Here is an 18,460-nt window from a genome sequence, read left to right as displayed (position 1 = left end):
CTACGGTGGCCTTATGTCTTGTGTGTTCTGCGCGATCGTCGCCGGCGAGGCGCCCGCCATCCGCATTTGCGAAGACGACAACTACCTGGCGATCCTCGACATCCGCCCGTTCACCCGGGGCCACACCCTGGTGCTGCCCAAGCGCCACACCGTCGATCTGACCGACACCCCGCCGGAGACGCTGGCCGACATGGTGACGATCGGGCAGCGCATCGCCAAGGCGGCCCGCACCACAGAGCTGGCCGACGCCACGCATATCGCGATCAACGACGGGCGTGACGCCTTCCAGACGGTGTTCCATATCCACCTGCATGTGCTGCCGCGGCGCAACGGCGACAAGCTGTCGGTCGCCAAGGGAATGCTGCTGCGCCGCGACCCCGACCGCGAGTCCACCGGACAGATCCTGCGCGACGCGCTGGCGCGGATCGACGCCCGGCAGTCAGACTGAGCCGATGAGTAACCTCACGCCGATCGAGCAGGTGGGCATCCGGCTTTTGCGTATCCACGACATGATCTACCAGAAGACCAACGGCTGGGTCGGTCATCGGATACCGGGGGCGCCGCCGAGCCTGCTGTTGCACACGACAGGCGCGAAAACCGGCCGGCCGCGCACCACCTCCCTCACGTACGCCCGCGACGGCGATTCGTATCTGATCGTCGCCTCCAACGGCGGCGCCGACACCTATCCCGGCTGGTACCACAACCTGCGCAAGCGTCCTGACGTCGAAATCAACGTCGGCCCAAAGCGTTTCGGTGTCACCGCGCGGCGGGTCATGCCCGGCGACCCCGATTATGACCGGCTGTGGGAGATCGTCAACAAGCCCAACGCCAACCGGTACAAGGCCTACCAGCGGCGGACGTCGCGGCCGATCCCGGTGATCGTGCTGACGCCTTCTGCTTAGAACAGTTCTTTCGCCAGCAACTCGAGCGTCTTCTCCCGGCCCGGCGAGGTGGCCGGGTCGGTGCCGCGGTGGGCCGACGCGACCGGGTGCACCATCACCTCGTCGACGTCGAATCTTTCGGCCAGCGCCCGCAATTGCTCGGCGGCCTCCGCGGGGGTGCCGAGAACGGCACGCTTCTGGCCGCTTTCGACGATGTGCTGCTGTGGCGGGGTGAGCTCGACGTGTTGCGCGTCTTCGACAAGGTGCAGCGGCCCGAGCGGCTGGCCGGTGCGCAGCCGCGCCATCATCTGCAGGTTCGGCAGGATCAAAGCCGTTGCCTCGTCGCGTGTTTCGGCAACGACGGCGTTGACCGTCAGAAAGGTGGTCGGCTCGGCGGCCAGCTCGCTGGGCACGAACTGCGAACGGTACAGCTCGAGCGCCTCCTCGGTCCCCTTGCCCGAGAAGTGATGCGCGAACACATACGGCAAGCCCTTGGCCGCCGCCAGCCGGGCCGAATACAGCGACGAGCCGAGCAGCCACAGCCGCGGCTCGGTGGCCGCGGCGGGGGTGGCCTTGAGGACGTAGTCCCCGTCGCGCAGTTGCACCCGCACACCGCTTCGGCTCATCATCGCCCGCACATGGTCCAGGTAGTCGGGGAACTGGTCGATGTCACGATCGTCGCGGCCGGCCGCGCCCCGCAGCATGTACGAGGTCACCGGGTCCGAGCCGGGGGCACGGCCGATGCCGAGGTCGATGCGGCCGGGCGCGGCGGCTTCCAGGAGCGCGAACTGCTCGGCCACGGCCAGCGGCGCGTGGTTGGGCAGCATCACGCCACCGGAGCCCAGCCGCAGCTGTGTGGTCTGGGCGGCGAGGTAGGCGATCAGCACCGGCGGGCTGGTGGCGCCGACCGACGGCATGTTGTGGTGTTCGGCGACCCAGTACCGGGTGTAGCCCAGCCGGTCGGCGGTCTGCGCCAGGGCCACGGTGGCCGCCAGCGCGTCGGCGGTGGTCTGGTCTGTGCGGACCGGGACGAGGTCGAGGACGGATAGCCGCATGTCGGCGTCAACGCCTTCGGTCATTCGGATAGTCCTGCCAGCGCCGCGGCCCGGCCGAAGACATCGTCGAGCATCGCGGTGGTCAGTTTGCCGGTGAAGGTGTTCTGCTGGCTGGGGTGATAGCAGCCGAGCAGCGTGACCTCGCCGTGACCGGCCTGCAGTGCGGCGGTGGCGCCGTGGCCGAACTTCGGCTGCGGCCGCGGCACCTGACCGCCGCCGGAGCGGACCATCTCCAGCGCCGACCGCCAGCCGAAGCCCCCCAACGCCACGATGACCCGCACGTCGCCGCCGGTGAGTCGCCACTCGGCGGCCAGCCACGGCGCGCAGGTCGCTCGCTCGACCGGTGTCGGCGCGTTGTCCGGCGGCGCGCAGCGCACGGCCGCGGCCACCCGAGTGCCGATGAGCCTCAGGCCGTCGGCGGCGTCCACGCTGATCGGTGAATTCGCCAGCCCTGCCCGATACATCGCGGCATAGAGCACGTCGCCGGACCGGTCACCGGTGAAGACCCGGCCGGTCCGGTTGCCGCCCTGGGCGGCCGGCGCCAACCCGACGATGAGCACCCGGGGGCGCTCGGCGCCCCAGCCCGGCACCGGCCTGCCCCAGTACGGCTGATCGGCGAACGACCGGCGCTTGGTGCGCGCGGCCTGTTCGCGCCACTCGACCAGTCGCGGGCAGGCCCGGCATACCGACACCTCCGCGTCGAGCTGCCCAGGCGCCTCGGCGGCTTCGGCCATCGCGACGACCTGCGCCGGCGTCGACGCGATCGGCGTATCCGGGGTGGCGGGGTCGCCGGGCCAGCCGGTGCCGGGCGGCACCGGCGACTCGAACATCGCTCCGGTACGCGGATGGGCGAGCTTCACCGCTCTACTCTGCACCAGGACGTCACCGGTACTGCACGATGCCCAGGCCGTCGATACGCCGAAAATCCGCGACGTTCGCGGTGACGATCGGAACGCCCAAACGCAGGCTGGTGCAACCGATCCAGAGGTCGTTGCTGCCTATCAGCTCGCCGCGACTGCGTAGCCCGCGAACGACTTTCGTGTAGACGAACGACGTTTGATCGTCGACCGGGACCAGGGTGTGTCCTTCGCGTACTGCTGTGACGACCGGGTTGTCGGCTTGGTCGAACCCTTCAGCGAACTCGCCCAATGCGATCGTCGACAAAAACAGCTCGGCATCCGGGGAGCGTTTCAGGAGCCGATGCGCCGGGCCGTCGGCATCACCCGCGGATCGCTCTCGTTGCAGGTCGATGAGGAACGTCGTGTCGATGCTCAGCCGGAGCGCCACTGGTCCTCGGGTGGCGTGTCCATGCGCTGCGCTTGATCGAGGCGCTCGAGTACGTCGTCACCAATGGTCGGTAGCTCAGCGAGGGCACCGAGCAGCGCTGCGGCGGTGGGGACTTCGTTACGCCAGTGCGCACGCTTGATGACTTGGGAGAACGATTCGTTCGGCGAACGCCGGGCCTCCCGAAGGCGCTCGTACGCCTCGAGATCGATCGAGATCGTCTTGGTCGCCATGGTGCATGTATACATGCATGGATCTGTGTATGCAATGGGGAGGTCGGCTACCTCGTAGGATCGCGTTGTGGATGCCTTGGCCCAGCTAACCGCCGAACTGCCGGAAGGCATGGTGGTCACCGACCCGGCGGTGACCGAGGGCTATCGGCAGGACCGCGCGTTCGACCCCTCGGCCGGAAAGCCCCTAGCGGTGGTGCGGCCGCGCCGCACCGAGGACGTGCAGATCGTCATGCGGTGGGCCAGCGCGAATCGGGTGCCGGTGGTGACGCGCGGCGCCGGCACGGGCCTCTCCGGCGGGGCCACCGCCGTCGACAACGGGATCGTGCTGTCGACGGAGAAGATGCGCGACATCGTCGTCGACCCGGTCACCCGCACCGCGGTGTGTCAGCCCGGGCTGCTCAACGCCGAGGTGAAAAAGACCGTCGCCGAATACGGGCTCTGGTACCCGCCCGACCCGTCGTCGTACGAGATCTGCAGCATCGGCGGCAACATCGCCACCAACGCCGGCGGGCTGTGCTGCGTCAAGTACGGCGTCACCACCGACTACGTGCTCGGCGTGCAGGTGGTGTTGGCCGACGGCACCGCGGTGCGGTTGGGCGGCCCCCGGCTCAAGGACGTGGCCGGGCTGTCGCTGACTAAGTTGTTCGTCGGCAGCGAAGGCACCCTCGGCGTGATCACCGAGGTGATACTGCGGCTAGTGCCGCCGCAACCCCGGTCCTGCACGGTGGTCGCCAATTTCGCGTCTGTGGAAGCCGCCGCCGAGGCGGTGCTCGCGGTCAGTTCCCGGATTCGTCCGGCGATGCTGGAATTCATGGATTCGGTGGCGATCAACGCCGTCGAGGACAAGCTGCGGATGGGCCTGGACCGCGGCGCGGCCGCGATGCTGCTGGCCTGCTCCGACGAACGGGGCCGCGCGGGCAGCGAGGACACCGAATTCATCGCCGAGGTGTTCACCAAACACGATGCGACCGAAGTGTTTTCGACCGACGACCCAGAAGAGGGCGAGGCGTTCGTCGCCGCCCGCCGGTTCGCCATCCCCGCGGTAGAGGCCAAGGGCCCGCTGCTGCTCGAAGACGTCGGCGTGCCGGTGCCGGCGCTGGCCCACCTGGTGAGCGGGATAGCCCGGATCGCCGCCGAGCGCGAACTGATGATCTCCGTGATCGCGCACGCAGGCGACGGCAACACCCACCCGCTGATCGTCTACGACCACGACGACCCGGCCATGACCGAACGCGCGCAGCTGGCCTACGGCGAGATCATGGACCTCGCCTTGCGCCTCGACGGCACGATCACCGGTGAGCACGGCGTCGGCCGGTTGAAGCGGCCGTGGCTGGCCGACCAGCTCGGTCCGGACGCGATGGCGCTCAACCGCCGCATCAAGGACGCGCTCGACCCGTTGGGCATCCTCAACCCGGGCTCGGGCATTTGAGTTCTTGCCGACTGTGAATTTGGCGACGGCTGGGCCGCGTGTCGCGTCGTCAGATTCCCACTCGGCAGCGGGTCGAGGGAGGAATTCACATGTCGACAGCGCGATCCTGGTGGGGTTGGGGCGCTAGCGCCGAGGAACTGACGGCGGCCGAGTGCGCCGATCTGGTGGCGCGTACCGCGGCCCTGCTGCCCGGCCACGACTTCACCGACCATGCCCCACCGGACCCGGCGACGCTGGATATCGCTGCAGCGCGGGTCCGTCCGCCGGCCACGCTGGCGAGTTTGTGCGACGACGACCCCGTCGACCGGCTGTCGCATACCCGGGGGAAGGCGTTCCGGGACGTGGTGCGCAACCTGCTGGGGCAGGTTGCGCACGTGCCGGACCTCGTCGCACGGCCTCGCACCGAGCAGGACGTGGTCGACCTGCTGGATTGGTGTTCGGCCACCGCGACGGCCGTGATCCCATACGGCGGCGGCAGCTCGGTCGTCGGGGGCATCGAGCCCCGGTTCGACGGGCCCGCAGTCTCACTCGATCTCGGCCACCTCGACCGCGTCGTCGACGTCGACCCAGTCAGTCGCGCGGCGCGGATCCAGGCCGGCATCTATGGGCCCGCCCTGGAGAATGCGCTGCGCCCGCACGGGCTGACCCTGCGGCACTACCCGCAGTCGTTCGCCTACTCCACCCTCGGCGGCTGGCTCGCCACCCGGGCCGGCGGGCACTTCGCCACGCTCTACACCCACATTGACGACCTCACCCAGTCGATGCGGCTCGTCACTCCATCCGGCGTCGTCGAGTCGCGGCGACTGCCCGGCTCGGGTGCGGGGCCGTCGCCGGACCGGATGTTTCTCGGCTCCGAGGGAATTCTCGGCATCATCACCGAAGCCTGGATGCGGCTGCAACACCGCCCCCGCTGGCAAGTCACCGCGTCGATCACCTTCGAGCAGCACCAGCAGGCGGTCGCGGCGACCCGGGCGATCGCCCAAGCCGGGCTGTACCCCGCTAACTGCCGGCTTCTCGATCCCGCCGAGGCTTTCATCAACGCCGGCGTCACTGCCGGCGGAGGCCTGTTGCTCGTCGCGTTCGAATCCGCGGACCATCCCGTCGACGTCTGGCTGGAGCGCGCGCTGCAACTGGCCGCCGACCACGGCGGCACCGTCACGGCCAGGCGCAGCAAAGATTCGCAAACCGATGATGCCGCATCGACCTGGCGCTCGGCGTTTCTGCGGATGCCCTACCAGCGCGACGCCCTGGCTCGCCGCTCGATGGTCGTGGAAACGTTCGAAACCGCTTGCACCTGGGACGGTTTCGAGTCGCTGCACCAAGCCGTGACCGACGCGGCGCGCGCCGCCATCGCCGAGGTCTGCGGCGCCGGCGTCGTGACGTGCCGGTTCACCCACGTCTACCCCGACGGCCCGGCGCCCTACTACGGCATCTACGCAGCCGGTCGTTGGGGCAGCACGGTCAGTCAATGGGACGATATCAAAGCCGCTGTCTCGCAAGCGATCATCGACGCCGGCGGCACCATCACCCATCACCACGCCGTCGGCCGCGACCACCGACCCTGGTATGACCGGCAACGCCCCGACCCCTTCGCGGGCGCGCTGGCCGCCGCTAAGGCCGCACTGGATCCTGCAGGGATCCTCAACCCCGGCGTGCTGATCGGCGGTTGACAGATAGGCAGGACTGTCGTACAAATAAGACATGACGACGAGTTTGTCTCACGAGGCCCGGTTTGAGCTCGCGACGGCCGACACCTGGCCCAACCCGTGGCCGATGTACAAAGCGCTGCGCGATCACGACCCCGTGCACCACGTGGTGCCGGCGGGCAGGCCCGACGAGGACTACTACGTGCTGTCCAGGCACGCCGACATCTGGGCAGCCGCGCGCGACCACGAGACGTTCTCGTCCGCCCACGGGCTGACCGTCACCTACGGCGACATGGAACTCATTGGGCTGCAAGATAATCCGCCGATGGTCATGCAGGACCCGCCGGTGCATACCGAGTTCCGCACGCTGGTGTCGCGCGGTTTCACGCCCCGGCAGGTCGAGGCGGTGGAGCCGAAGGTGCGCGAGTTCGTCGTGCAGCGCCTCGAGCGGCTGCGCGCCGAGGGCGGCGGCGACATCGTTGCCGAGCTGTTCAAGCCGCTACCGTCGATGGTCGTCGCGCACTACCTGGGCGTTCCGGAGGAGGACCGGGCCCAGTTCGACGGCTGGACCCAGGCCATCGTCGCGGCCAACGCCGCCGAGGCCGGCGTTGCATCCGCCGGCGACGCGGTCGGGTCGATGATGGCCTATTTCACCGGGCTGATCGAGCGGCGCCGCCGTGAACCCGAGGACGACACGATCTCGCACCTGGTGGCGGCGGGGGTCGGCGCCGACGGCGACATCGCCGGCACGCTGTCGGTGCTGGCGTTCACCTTCACGATGGTCACCGGCGGCAACGACACCACCACCGGAATGCTGGGCGGCTCAGTGCAACTGCTGCACCAGCGGCCCGACCAGCGACAGCTGCTGGTCGACGACCCCGACCTGATTCCCGACGCGGTCGACGAACTGCTGCGGCTGACCTCGCCGGTGCAAGGTCTGGCCCGCACCACCACTCGCGACGTGACGATCGGCGACACAACCGTGCCGGCCGGCCGCAAGGTGCTGTTGCTCTACGGCTCGGGTAACCGCGACGAGCGCCAATACGGGGCGGATGCCGGCGAGCTCGACGTGCGCCGCTGCCCGCGCAACATCCTGACCTTCAGTCACGGCGCACACCACTGTCTGGGCGCGGCCGCGGCCCGGATGCAGTCGCGGGTGGCACTGACCGAATTGCTTTCGCGCTGTCCGGAATTCGAAGTCGACGAATCCGGCATCGTATGGTCGGCAGGCAGCTATGTGCGGCGTCCGCTGTCGGTGCCGTTCAAGGTCAGGTCGTGATGCCCCGCACCGACTGGCTGGCGGAGCGGCGCACCGAGGTGGCCGCGGACCGGATTCTCGACGCGGCCGAGCAGCTCTTCACCCGCCAGGATCCCAGCACGGTGGGGATGAACGAAATCGCCAGCGCCGCAGGATGTTCGCGTGCGACGCTCTATCGCTACTTCGAGAATCGCGAGGCGTTGTACACCGCGTACGTGCATCGCGAGGCCAACGCGGTGTACCGCCGGATGACCGAGAGCCTCGCCGACATCGACAATCCCCACGACCGGCTGATCGCCGGTATCACCCGCTCGATCGCATTGGTACGACAGAGTCCGGCCCTGGCTGCATGGTTCGCCAAGTCGCCGATCGGTGGTGAGATGGCCGACCGGTCCGAGGTGATCACGACAATGGTTGCGGCATTCGTCACCTCGCTCGGGCCCGAGGACCCGGCTGCTGCCGAACGCCGTGCCCGCTGGCTGGTGCGGGTCATCGTGTCGCTGCTGATCTTCCCCGGCCGTGACGAAGCCGACGAACAGGCGATGATCGAGGAGTTCGTCGCCCCGATCGTGGTGGGGACTACGCTCCCCGGTTAGCCATCCAATACGCCCGCGACGCAATGGAATTGCGCGGGATGCCAAACTCGTCGCGCAGCACCTTGACCACCGACCGCGTCGTGCGGTGGTCGCAGGCCACCCAACCGAAGTGGTCGCCCGCGTCGAACGCCGCCGACCGCACCGCTTGCACCAGCGCTTCGCCGGCGTTCTTGCGGTCCACCCAGGTGATGTTCGCGTCGCGGGCCACCGGCAAGTCCTTGTCGTCGTCGTAGCCGGCCTCGAGGAAAACCTGTGCCGGCGCGTCCCCGATCGCCGACAGCAGCGAGTTGATCGCCGGCAGCGACGCGGTGTCGCCGACGATGACGTACCCGGCGGGCGGTGGCTCGGGGATGGCGAACTTGCTGCCCAACACCGTCGCCTCGATGGTGTCGCCGGGTTGCGCGTCCTGCGCCCACCGCGACGCAATCCCGCCGTGCAGCGCGAACTCGATGTCGAAGGTGTCGGCGGCGGGGTCGGGGTCGACCAGCGTGTACCCGCGCTGATGCTGTTTGTCGCCGTCGGCGAACCACATCCGGATCCACATGGTCGGGTGCACCGGGTGCTCGGCGAGCATGCCGCCGGCGTCGAAGCCCAGCCGCAGGTAGTGCGGGCTGATCTCCCGCTTACCGGTCACCGTCAGCCGGTAGTCACCGGCTCGCAACAGCTTCAGCACCGCGCCCGCGAAGCCACGGGATCCCTTTTGTTCGGCCATCTGCGTCAAGCTACCTTCCCTCACGACTTAGGGAAGGTTAACCTAACACAGTTAGCTCGGCACGCGGGTGAACCGGTGCAGCAGCCAGGCCAGTGGGATAGTGATCACGAGCGTCGCCACGAACAGGTTGACCACCGAGCCGGTGTAGACCGGGTAGCGCACCACCTCGACCATGGCGATCTCCATCGTCACCAGATGGATCAGGAAGATCTCGTAGGAGATCTCGCCGAGCCACACCATCGGCCGGCTCGCCAGCAGCTTGCTGTACCAGCCGCGGTCACCGAGTGCCAGCGGCGCGACTGCCAGCGCGGCGATGGCGGCGTAGAACGCCGACTTCACCAGCGCCTCGGGCAGCCCCTGTGGCGACGTCGTCGGGGCGCCCGCGATCGGGGTGGAGACGATCAGGTAGCTGATGATCGCCAGGGGCAGCGCGACGATCGTGTAGCAGCGCACGCCCATCGTCTGCAGCGCCGCCAGCATCATGCCGGCGAGAAACCAAGCCAGATAGGTGGGCAGCCATAGCCGCGCCCCGTTGGGCACGGAGGTGGCGGCATGCACGAAGGCAATCCACGCCGGGGTGATCAACATCAACGCGCCCAGGGCCACGAGCATCCGCACCGGCTGCCACCGACGCTTACACACCCACACCAGCAGCAGGTAGGCCAGCAGCGGCAACACCACGTAGAACGCGGCTTCCACTGCGAGGCTCCACATCTGGGTGAGGCCCTGATGCAGGTACGAGTCCAGGTAGTTGCCGGTGTAGATCTGCGTCAGCGTGAGGTTGCGGAACAACCCCATCCAGGTGTGGCCGGGATTGGGCCCGGCGGTGCGGAATTGGTAGACGACGTAGGCGGCCAGCACCGTGACGACGTACGCCGGCATGATGCGCCGAACGCGATGCCACGCATAGCGACTCACCGACGGCGACGGGCCGTCGGTGGCGAGCGAGCGCACCCACGGGCGAAACAGCAGAAACCCGGACAGCACAAAGAAGATCGGCACCCCGATCTCCATGCGTGCACAGACCAGTCCGAAATAGCCGTGGGTGTACTTGCCGGTGGTGTAGGCGGCGTGCGTGCCGACCACCAGCAGGGCGGCGACCGCGCGGATACCGGTCAGCGACGCGACCCGGTCCGGGCCGGAGACCTGCTCGAGTCCGCCCTGGTCGGTGGTGGCGTCAAATACCGTCATCCGGCGTGTTTCCGGCGGGGCTTGGCGCCACGATTGTCGGGCCGCAGATTGATCAGTACTCCCGAAATACGGGTGCGCTCAAGCGCTTTGAGCGTCGAGCGCGGCAGCTTGGCCGGCAACTCCACCAATGAGAAGTCCGGCCCGATCGTGATGTGGCCGAAATCGCTGCGGTGCAAACCACCCTCGTTGGCGATGGCGCCGACGATCGCTCCCGGGCCGACCTTGTGCCGCTTGCCGACGGCGATGCGGTAGGTGGCGAAGCCGTCTTTCGGCTTGCGGACCGGCTTGTCGCGGCGCTCTTTCGGGCGCCGCTCGGGCGGTGGCTCCGGTTGCATCAGGAACGCGTCGCCGTCACGGGACTGCAGCGCCAGCGCCGCCGCGATGTCGGCCATCGGGACGTCGTGCTCGCGTTCGTAATCCTCGACCAGACTGCGGAACAGCTCGATTCCCGGCGAGCCGAGCGTGTCGGTGATCGAGTCGGCGAACTTGGCCACCCGCTGCGCATTGACGTCCTCGACGCTGGGCAGCTCGGCCTCGGTGAGTTTTTGCCGCGTCGCCTTCTCGATTGCCTTGAGCAGATGGCGTTCCCGCGGCGAGACGAACAGCAGCGCGGTGCCCGACCGTCCGGCCCGGCCGGTGCGGCCGATCCGGTGCACATACGACTCGGTGTCGTGCGGGATGTCGTAGTTGAGCACGTGCGAGATCCGGTCCACGTCCAGTCCACGGGCGGCCACATCGGTGGCGACCAGGATATCTATGCTGCCATTCTTGAGCGCGGTGATGGTCCGCTCCCGCTGCGCCTGCGCGATGTCGCCGTTGATGGCTGCCGCGGAAAACCCTCGCGCGCGCAGCCTTTCGGCCACCTCCTCGGTGGCCTGCTTGGTGCGTACGAAGACGATCATCGCCTCGAACGGCTCGACCTCGAGCACTCTGGTCAGCGCGTCCATCTTGCGGGGGCCGGCGACCTGGATGTAACGCTGCGAAATGTTTTCCGCCGTAGCGGTTTTGGTTTCGACGGTGACTTCGAGCGGCTCGTGCAGGTACTTGGCGGTGAGCTTGCGGATCGCCGGCGGCATCGTCGCCGAGAACAGCGCGACCTGTTTGTACTCCGGGGTGTCGGACAGGATGCGCTCGACGTCGTCGGCGAAGCCCATCTGCAGCATTTCGTCGGCCTCGTCGAGCACCAGATAGTCCACTCGGGACAGATCCAGTGTCCCGCGTTCCAGGTGATCGATGACGCGGCCCGGGGTACCGACCACCACCTGCGCGCCGCGCTTGAGCCCCGCCAGTTGCACGGCATACGACGAGCCGCCGTAGATCGGCAGCACGTGGATCTGCGGCAGGTGGGCGCCGTAGCGGCTGAACGCCTCGGCCACTTGCAGCGCGAGCTCGCGGGTGGGTGCCAGCACCAGCGCTTGGGTCGCTTTGCTGGCGGTGTCGATCTTGGACAGGATCGGGATGGCGAACGCCGCTGTCTTGCCGGTGCCGGTCGGCGCCAGGCCCACCACGTCGGAGCCCGCCATCAGCGCGGGAATGGTCGCCGCCTGGATGGCCGACGGCGACTCGTAGCCGACGTCGACGACGGCCTGCAGCACCGCGGGGTGAATCTGCAGGTCGGCGAATGTGACGGGCGCGTCGTCCGGGGAAGCCATTTCCCAAGGAGTCTAGTGGCCGCGCCTGCCACACCCGCGAGTCCGATGCCGGTACGGTGCAGCGTTGTGTGGAAGCGGTTGACCGTTGCTGCCGTGCTGACCACGTCGACGCTGACCGGCTGCGGATCGGGCGACTCGACCGTCGCCAAGACGCCGCAGGCCAGCACCCCCCATCCGGCCAGCACACCGGGCGCGTCACGCGCTGCCCCGCCGCCGCCCACCTCCTCCGCCGCGCCCGCCGACCCCTGCGCGATCGACCTCGCCGACCCCGCCATCGCCAGGGCGGTCTCCGAGCTGCCGCGTGACCCGCGCAGCCAGCAGCCGTGGAATCCCGAGCCGCTGGCGGGCAACTACAACCAGTGCGCCCAGCTGTCGGCGGTGATCGTCAAGGCCAATACCAACGCCGCGAACCCCAACACCAGGGCGGTGATGTTTCATCTCGGCAAATACATCCCGCAAGGAGTGCCCGACACCTACGGGTTCAACGGCGTGGACACGTCGCAATCCACCGGCGACACGGTGGCGCTGACCGCCGCCAGCGGTATCAGCGGGTTGGCCAGCGTGGTGAAGTTCCACTGGAATGGCAACGGGGTCGAGCTGATCGGCAACACGGCCAGCTGACCCCTTTTGCGCCTCGAGCGTTCCCGGGTTTGCGCACGCTCGCGGGCGAAAGGTCCGCGGCGTTGTCGGTGCCTTCACTTAGGGTGGCCCTGTGTTCGTCACCGACGACGGCGTGATCTACAGCGCGTCGGATCTCGCGGCCGCGTCCCGCTGCGAATACGCGCTGCTGCGCGCCTTCGATGCGAAGCTGGGCCGCGGGCCCGCGGTCACCGTCGAGGACGAGTTGCTCGCCCGCACTGCCGATCTCGGCCGCGAGCACGAGCAACGGCAACTCGAGGAGTTCCGTGCCGAATTCGGCGACGCGGTCGCCGTCATCGGTCGTCCGGCCTACACGATCGCCGGGCTGACCGCCGCCGCCGAGGCCACTCGGCGCGCGATCGCCGACGGCGCACCGGTGGTGTACCAGGCGGCGATGTTCGACGGCCGCTTCGTCGGGTTCGCCGACTTCCTGGTCCGCGACAACGGCCGATACCGCGTCGCCGACACCAAACTGGCCCGCTCGGCCAAGGTCACCGCGCTGCTGCAACTGGCCGCCTACGCCGACACGCTGAGCCGCTCGGGCGTGCCGGTGGCGCCGGACGCCGAACTGATCCTCGGCGACGGCACCGTCTTACGCTACGCGGTCGACGAGCTGATCCCGGTCTATCGCTCTCAACGCGCGCTGGTGCAGCGGCTGCTCGACGAGCATTACGCCGCAACCGAACCGGTCCGCTGGGAGGACGAACGCGTGCGGGCGTGTTTCCGCTGCCCGGAGTGTGAGGAGCAGGTCCGGCTCAGCGACGACCTGCTGCTGGTCGCCGGCATGCGCGTCAGCCAGCGAGCCAAGCTGATCGACGCGGGCGTCACCACTGTTGCCGAATTGGCCGGCCACGCCGGGCCGGTGCCCGGCTTCGCGCCCCGCACGCTCGCCAAGCTCACCGCGCAAGCCAGGCTGCAGGTGGTCGAACGCGAGACCGGCGAGCCGCAGTTCGAGATCGCCGATCCACAGCCGCTGGCGTTATTACCGGACCCCGACGACGGCGACCTGTTCTTCGACTTCGAGGGCGACCCGCTGTGGACCGCCGACGGCAGGCAGTGGGGTCTGGAGTATCTGTTCGGAGTTTTGGACGCCGGCGGCGGTTTCCGCCCCCTGTGGGCGCATAACCGCGCCGACGAGCGGCAGGCGTTGACGGACTTTCTGGCGATGGTGGCCAAGCGCCGCAAGCGCTACCCGAACATGCACATCTACCACTACGCCCCCTACGAGAAGACCGCGCTGCTGCGGCTAGCCGGTCGGCACGGCGTCGGCGAGGACGACGTCGACGATCTGCTGCGCAGCGGCATCCTGGTGGACCTGTATCCGTTGGTGCGCAAGAGTTTCCGGGTGGGGGCCGACTCGTTCAGCCTCAAGGCGCTCGAGCCGCTGTTCATGGGGCGGCAGCTGCGTTCCGGGGACGTGACCACCGCCGCCGATTCGATCACCCAGTACGCCCGGTTCTGCGAGCTGCGCGCCGACGGCCGCGACGACGAAGCCGCGACGGTGCTCAAAGAGATCGAGGACTACAACCACTACGACTGCCGGTCAACCCGGGCACTGCGCGACTGGCTGCTGATGCGGGCCTTCGAATGCGGCATCACACCGCTTGGCGCCCAACCTGTCTCAGATGGCGGCAGCGTCGAGCAACACGACGCGCTGGCGGTGACACTGGCGGATTTCGCGTCCGTCGGGGACCGCACTCCCGAGCAGACGGCGGTCGCGCTGTTTGCAGCGGCGCGCGGCTATCACCGGCGCGAGGACAAGCCGTTCTGGTGGGCGCATTTCGACCGGCTCAACTATCCGCTCGAGGAATGGGCCGACAACAGCGACGTTTTCGTCGTCGACAAAGCCGCCGTGGCGGTGGACTGGCATCAGCCGCCGCGCGCCCGCAAGCCGCAGCGCAGGGTGCGGCTGACCGGCGAGCTGGCCCGCGGCGAACTCAGCTCGACAGTGTTCGCGCTCTACGAGCCCCCGGCGCCCGAAGGCATGACCGACGATCCCGACCGTCGCGCGGCCGGCCACGCCCAGGTCGTCGAGGCCGACGACCCGGCGGTGCCCACCGAGGTGGTGGTCCTGGAACGAACACCCAAGAACGGCAACATGTTTCATCAATTACCCTTCGCGCTTGCACCCGGGCCGCCGATCGCGACGACGAAGCTGCGGGAATCGATCGAGGCCACGGCGGCCGAGGTCGCTGCCGCGCTGCCGCGACTCCCCGACACCGCCATCGTCGACATTCTGCTGCGACGGGCCCCCCGCCTGGGCAGCGGCGCCTCGCTGCCACGCAGTACCGACACCGCTGCGGACATCGTCGCGGCGCTGCTGGACCTGGATTCGTCGTACGTGGCGGTGCACGGGCCGCCGGGGACGGGCAAGACGTACACCGCGGCGCGCGCCATCACGCAACTGGTCGCCGAACACGGCTGGCGGATCGGTGTGGTCGCACAATCACACGCGGTGGTGGAGAACCTCTTCGACTGCGCGGTCGCGGTCGGGATCGATCCGCAGCGGGTGGCCAAGAAGCGACACGACCGTGACGATCCGACCTGGCAGCACATCGACGAGGACGAGTACGCCGGCTTCGTCGCCGGGACCGCGGGGTGCGTGATCGGGGGCACCGCATGGGATTTCGCCAACAGCACTCGGGTGCCGCCGGGCAATTTGGACCTGCTGGTGATCGACGAGGCCGGCCAGTTCTGCCTGGCCAACACCATCGCCGTGGCACCGGCGGCCAGAAACCTTCTGCTGCTGGGTGATCCACAGCAGCTGCCGCAAGTCAGCCAGGGCACCCATCCCGAACCGGTCGACACGTCGGCACTCGGGTGGCTGGTCGAGAACCAGCGCACGTTGCCGGCCGAACGCGGCTACTTCCTGGACCGGTCCTATCGGATGCATCCCGCGATCTGCGGGCCGGTGTCGAGGCTTGCCTACGAGGGACGGCTGCATTCCCATGTCGAACGCACCGCCGCGCGTCGTCTCGACGGCTATTCTCCTGGGGTACAGGTGCTTTCGGTGCGCCACGAGGGCAATTCGACGGAGAGCCCGGAAGAGGCCGACGCGATTGCCGACGAGATCGGGCGACTGCTGGGCTCGTCCTGGACCGACGAGGACGGCACCCGGCCGCTGCGGGCCACCGACGTGCTGGTGCTGGCGCCCTACAACGCCCAGGTGGTGCTGCTGCGGCAGCGACTGGCGACCGCCGGTCTCGGCGACGTCCGCGTCGGGACCGTCGACAAGTTCCAGGGCGCGCAGGCGCCGGTGGTCCTCATCTCGATGACCGCGTCGTCCATCGAGGACATCCCGCGCGGAATCCCGTTCCTGCTCAACCGGAATCGGTTGAACGTTGCGGTCAGCCGTGCGCAGTACGCGGCACTGATCGTGCGGGCGGAGACGCTCACCGAGTACCTGCCCGCCACGCCGTCGGGGCTGGTCGAGCTGGGCGCATTCCTGGCTTTGACCGACGGCTAGTCGTACGAGTGTCGGCCGTAGCCGGGCGCGTCATCGGGATCGGCGGGGTAGTGCCTGCTGCGCGGTGGCGGCGGGAACTCCGCGACGGGCCGGACGCGCTGCGCATCGTCCACATGGAAACCGTTGTGCGCGAACCCGATCGGCTCGGTATCGTGCTCGTCGACGCGCGGCTCGGGTGCACGAGGCACCACGTACTCGACGTAGTCGTCGAAATCGTCCGAAACGTTCGGCATCACCCGGATCCGCTCGGTCCCGGCGTCGCCCTCGACTGGCTGCGATTGACGGGCCGGCGACGCGGTGAAGCCGACCATGAACAGCGCTGCGCCCACCCCGAACAGCGCGATGAACGCCGGCAGCAGCATCGACTGGGACATCGCAGCGGCGAACGGCTCACGCAGGAACTCCGGCAACTGCAGCGCCCCGCGGTCCTCGGTCGCCTCGGGGTGCAGGCCGCCCGGCATCGGCGGCAACTCCGCGGTGATCCGCAGGGTCATGAACGCGGCAATGCTGGAACTGCCCAGCACGGCGCCGACCTGCCGTGTCGCGTTGTACACCCCCGAACCCGCGCCGGCCAGCTGCGCCGGCAGGTTGCGCGTCGCCGTGGCGGCCAGCGGCTGCCAGACAAACGCCATCCCGACGCCCATGACGACGAACACCAACGCCAGCCGCCAAATCGGCGTGCCCGGCGTCATCTCGATGGAAAGCCAGGTCAGCGCGATGGCCAGAACTGAGAACCCGAAACCGACCACCGGCCGCGGATGAGTGCGGTCGACGATTCTGCCGACGACCGGGGCGAGCAGGCCACTGGTGATCGCCATCGGCGCGGTCAGCAGCGCCGAGCGTGTCGGCGAGAGTCCGCACACCGCCTGCGCGTAGAACATCAGCGGCAGGATCATCGCCGTCGTGGCGAATCCGATGACCGCCACTCCGAGGTTGGACAGGCTGAAGTCGCGGTCGCGGAAGATGTCCAGCGGGATCAGCGGCTCGCGCGTGTTGATCGACTGCCAGTAGACGAACGCGACCATGAACCCGATGCCGGCGACGAGCACCGCCCAGATCCACGGCGCCCAGCCCGCGGACTGGCCCTCCTGCAGGGCGAAGACGATGAGGAACATCCCCACCCCCGACAAGGCGACGCCGACCAGATCGAAGCGATGCATATGGGTGGGCAGGACCGGAACCAGCCAGGCCGCCAATGCCAGGCCGATGACGCCGATCGGGACGTTGACGAAAAAGATCCACTCCCAGCCCATCGCGTCGACCAGGACACCGCCGGCCAGCGGGCCCACCAAAGTGGCGACGCCGGCGGTGGCGCCCCACACGCTCATCGCCACGCCGCGACGCTCGGGCGGGAAGATGCGGGTGATTGTCGACAGGGTCTGCGGGGTCAGCAATGCGGCGCCGACGCCCTGTACCACCCGCGCAGCGATCAACATGCCGACGCTGCCGGACACGCCGCACCACAACGACGCGACGGTGAATACGGCCAGCCCTCCCAGATACAGGTTTTTGGGACCAAACCGGTCTCCGAGTCGACCGGCCACCAGCAACGGCACCGCGTACGCGAGCAGGTATGCGCTGGTCACCCAGATCACCGTGTCGTAGCCGGTTTCCAGCTTGGCCATGATGCTGGGGTTGGCAACGGCGACGATGGTCGAGTCGAGCAGGATCATGAAAAAGCCGACCATCATGGCCCAAAGCGCGTGCCACGGGTTCGGGGTATTCCCCCGGTTCCTGGACGTCACGGCAGCGGTGCGCTGGGCGCGCGCCCTGCTCGTCGCCGTGGTCATGTCGGCACCTCGTCTCGGCTGTTCACCCGCAGCGAGTCGGCAAATCCGCGCAGCCACGAGATTTCGGCCCGCGTTGCCGCCAGCAAGTAGTCGAAGGCGACCCGATAGCCGGCGCCCGGCGTGGTCCCCGCGTCCCGCAGCGCTGTGATCTCGGCGGCGCGGGCCTCCAAAGCCCCGACCCGATCGTCGACCGCAGTCGTCGCGGCATCCAGATCGAGAGTATCGATCGCGGCGAGCGCCGCAACGAACTGCGGGAACTCGTCGCCCGGCGTCGCCACGAACTCGCGTACGCGCTCGCTCAGCGCCTCGGTCCCGGCGTCGGTGATCTCGTAGACGGCGCGCTCGGGCCGGTTGCCTGCCCGGGTGGTTGCGGCGCGGCGAACCAATTTCTCCTCGGTCAGCCGGTCCACCACGTGATACAGCGAACCCGGCCGGAGTTTCACGATGCGGTCCGCTTGCCGGCGGACCAAGGTCTGGAACATCTCGTAGCCGTGCATCGGCCGCTGCCGCAGCAGCGCCAACACCGAGATACCCAATGCCGTCAATTCGTAGGCCATCGACCATCCGCCCCGTTCGGCTCGCCGCATCCCGGAATAACCGGACCGGATTATTCCGGGTGGAGTAATCG

The 18,460-nt window shown here is 68.5% G+C and carries 17 protein-coding genes; 8 read left to right on the top strand and 9 right to left on the bottom strand.

The window, feature by feature from the left end; translation table 11 throughout:
- The first annotated feature begins 13 nt into the window (after positions 1-13).
- Both G6N47_RS15215 and G6N47_RS15210 read left to right on the top strand, forming a co-directional pair.
- Positions 14-448 (top strand): HIT family protein, encoded by a 435-nt coding sequence (locus tag G6N47_RS15215; protein WP_083132597.1) that lies wholly within the window; start codon positions 14-16, stop codon positions 446-448.
- A 4-nt stretch (positions 449-452) separates the two neighbouring features.
- Positions 453-902, top strand: coding sequence for a nitroreductase family deazaflavin-dependent oxidoreductase (locus G6N47_RS15210; RefSeq protein WP_083132596.1), 450 nt, complete (start codon positions 453-455; stop codon positions 900-902).
- On the opposite strand, the gene G6N47_RS15205 is transcribed toward G6N47_RS15210, so the two are convergent.
- The 4 genes from G6N47_RS15205 to G6N47_RS15190 are packed head-to-tail and all read right to left on the bottom strand — an operon-like array spanning position 899 to position 3,453.
- Positions 899-1,936, bottom strand: a complete 1,038-nt coding sequence (locus G6N47_RS15205) for an LLM class flavin-dependent oxidoreductase (RefSeq protein WP_083132648.1) — start codon at positions 1,934-1,936, stop codon at positions 899-901. The two genes, G6N47_RS15210 and G6N47_RS15205, sit on opposite strands and share 4 nt — an antisense overlap.
- A gap of 20 nt (positions 1,937-1,956) precedes the next feature.
- The gene (locus tag G6N47_RS15200; protein WP_083132649.1) at positions 1,957-2,766 is read right to left on the bottom strand and encodes a uracil-DNA glycosylase; all 810 of its coding nucleotides are present in this window, start codon (positions 2,764-2,766) and stop codon (positions 1,957-1,959) included.
- Between the two features lie 52 nt (positions 2,767-2,818).
- Entirely contained in the window at positions 2,819-3,223 is a 405-nt protein-coding gene (locus G6N47_RS15195) for a type II toxin-antitoxin system VapC family toxin (RefSeq protein WP_083132595.1), read from the bottom strand.
- Entirely contained in the window at positions 3,208-3,453 is a 246-nt protein-coding gene (locus G6N47_RS15190; protein WP_083132594.1) for an antitoxin VapB family protein, read from the bottom strand. The genes G6N47_RS15195 and G6N47_RS15190 overlap by 16 nt, the downstream gene beginning before the upstream one ends.
- Before the next feature lie 109 nt (positions 3,454-3,562).
- Here G6N47_RS15190 and G6N47_RS15185 point away from each other — a divergent pair, with 109 nt between their 5' ends.
- The 4 genes from G6N47_RS15185 (at position 3,563) to G6N47_RS15170 (ending at position 8,382) form a co-directional block, all read left to right on the top strand.
- On the top strand, positions 3,563-4,882 hold the full coding sequence (locus G6N47_RS15185) for an FAD-binding oxidoreductase (RefSeq protein WP_083132647.1): 1,320 nt from the start codon (positions 3,563-3,565) through the stop codon (positions 4,880-4,882).
- An 89-nt stretch (positions 4,883-4,971) separates the two neighbouring features.
- The gene (locus G6N47_RS15180; protein WP_083132593.1) at positions 4,972-6,552 is read left to right on the top strand and encodes an FAD-binding oxidoreductase; all 1,581 of its coding nucleotides are present in this window, start codon (positions 4,972-4,974) and stop codon (positions 6,550-6,552) included.
- Between the two features lie 31 nt (positions 6,553-6,583).
- Positions 6,584-7,807 carry a cytochrome P450 gene (locus tag G6N47_RS15175; protein ID WP_083132592.1) on the top strand — a complete coding sequence of 408 codons (1,224 nt, stop codon included), beginning with the start codon at positions 6,584-6,586 and terminating at the stop codon, positions 7,805-7,807.
- Positions 7,807-8,382, top strand: coding sequence for a TetR/AcrR family transcriptional regulator (locus tag G6N47_RS15170; RefSeq protein WP_083132591.1), 576 nt, complete (start codon positions 7,807-7,809; stop codon positions 8,380-8,382). The genes G6N47_RS15175 and G6N47_RS15170 overlap by 1 nt, the downstream gene beginning before the upstream one ends.
- Here the strand turns inward: G6N47_RS15170 and G6N47_RS15165 are convergent.
- The 3 genes from G6N47_RS15165 to G6N47_RS15155 are packed head-to-tail and all read right to left on the bottom strand — an operon-like array spanning position 8,366 to position 11,937.
- Positions 8,366-9,094 (bottom strand): siderophore-interacting protein, encoded by a 729-nt coding sequence (locus G6N47_RS15165; protein WP_083132590.1) that lies wholly within the window; start codon positions 9,092-9,094, stop codon positions 8,366-8,368. The two genes, G6N47_RS15170 and G6N47_RS15165, sit on opposite strands and share 17 nt — an antisense overlap.
- A gap of 51 nt (positions 9,095-9,145) precedes the next feature.
- Positions 9,146-10,285 (bottom strand): acyltransferase family protein, encoded by a 1,140-nt coding sequence (locus tag G6N47_RS15160; protein ID WP_083132589.1) that lies wholly within the window; start codon positions 10,283-10,285, stop codon positions 9,146-9,148.
- Positions 10,282-11,937 carry a DEAD/DEAH box helicase gene (locus G6N47_RS15155; RefSeq protein WP_083132588.1) on the bottom strand — a complete coding sequence of 552 codons (1,656 nt, stop codon included), beginning with the start codon at positions 11,935-11,937 and terminating at the stop codon, positions 10,282-10,284. Before G6N47_RS15155 ends, G6N47_RS15160 begins: the two co-directional genes overlap by 4 nt.
- 45 nt (positions 11,938-11,982) lie before the next feature.
- On the opposite strand from G6N47_RS15155, the gene G6N47_RS15150 reads away from it, so the two are divergent.
- Both G6N47_RS15150 and G6N47_RS15145 read left to right on the top strand, forming a co-directional pair.
- Positions 11,983-12,558, top strand: coding sequence for an LppP/LprE family lipoprotein (locus tag G6N47_RS15150; RefSeq protein WP_083132587.1), 576 nt, complete (start codon positions 11,983-11,985; stop codon positions 12,556-12,558).
- A gap of 91 nt (positions 12,559-12,649) precedes the next feature.
- Complete coding sequence (locus G6N47_RS15145; protein WP_083132586.1) at positions 12,650-16,042, top strand: TM0106 family RecB-like putative nuclease; 3,393 nt, start codon at positions 12,650-12,652, stop codon at positions 16,040-16,042.
- Here the strand turns inward: G6N47_RS15145 and G6N47_RS15140 are convergent.
- Together G6N47_RS15140 and G6N47_RS15135 are read right to left on the bottom strand one after the other, a co-directional pair.
- Complete coding sequence (locus G6N47_RS15140) at positions 16,039-17,832, bottom strand: MFS transporter (protein WP_083132585.1); 1,794 nt, start codon at positions 17,830-17,832, stop codon at positions 16,039-16,041. The genes G6N47_RS15145 and G6N47_RS15140 overlap by 4 nt on opposite strands.
- A complete protein-coding gene (locus G6N47_RS15135) occupies positions 17,829-18,389 on the bottom strand; it encodes a PadR family transcriptional regulator (protein ID WP_163659657.1) in 561 nt (186 codons plus the stop codon). Before G6N47_RS15135 ends, G6N47_RS15140 begins: the two co-directional genes overlap by 4 nt.
- Between the last annotated feature and the right edge of the window lie 71 nt (positions 18,390-18,460).

Origin of the sequence: Mycobacterium branderi (assembly GCF_010728725.1) — a bacterium.
Lineage (GTDB): Bacteria > Actinomycetota > Actinomycetes > Mycobacteriales > Mycobacteriaceae > Mycobacterium > Mycobacterium branderi.
The sequence above is the reverse complement of the archived record's forward strand: the minus strand, read 5'-3'. Positions and strand labels throughout refer to the sequence as shown.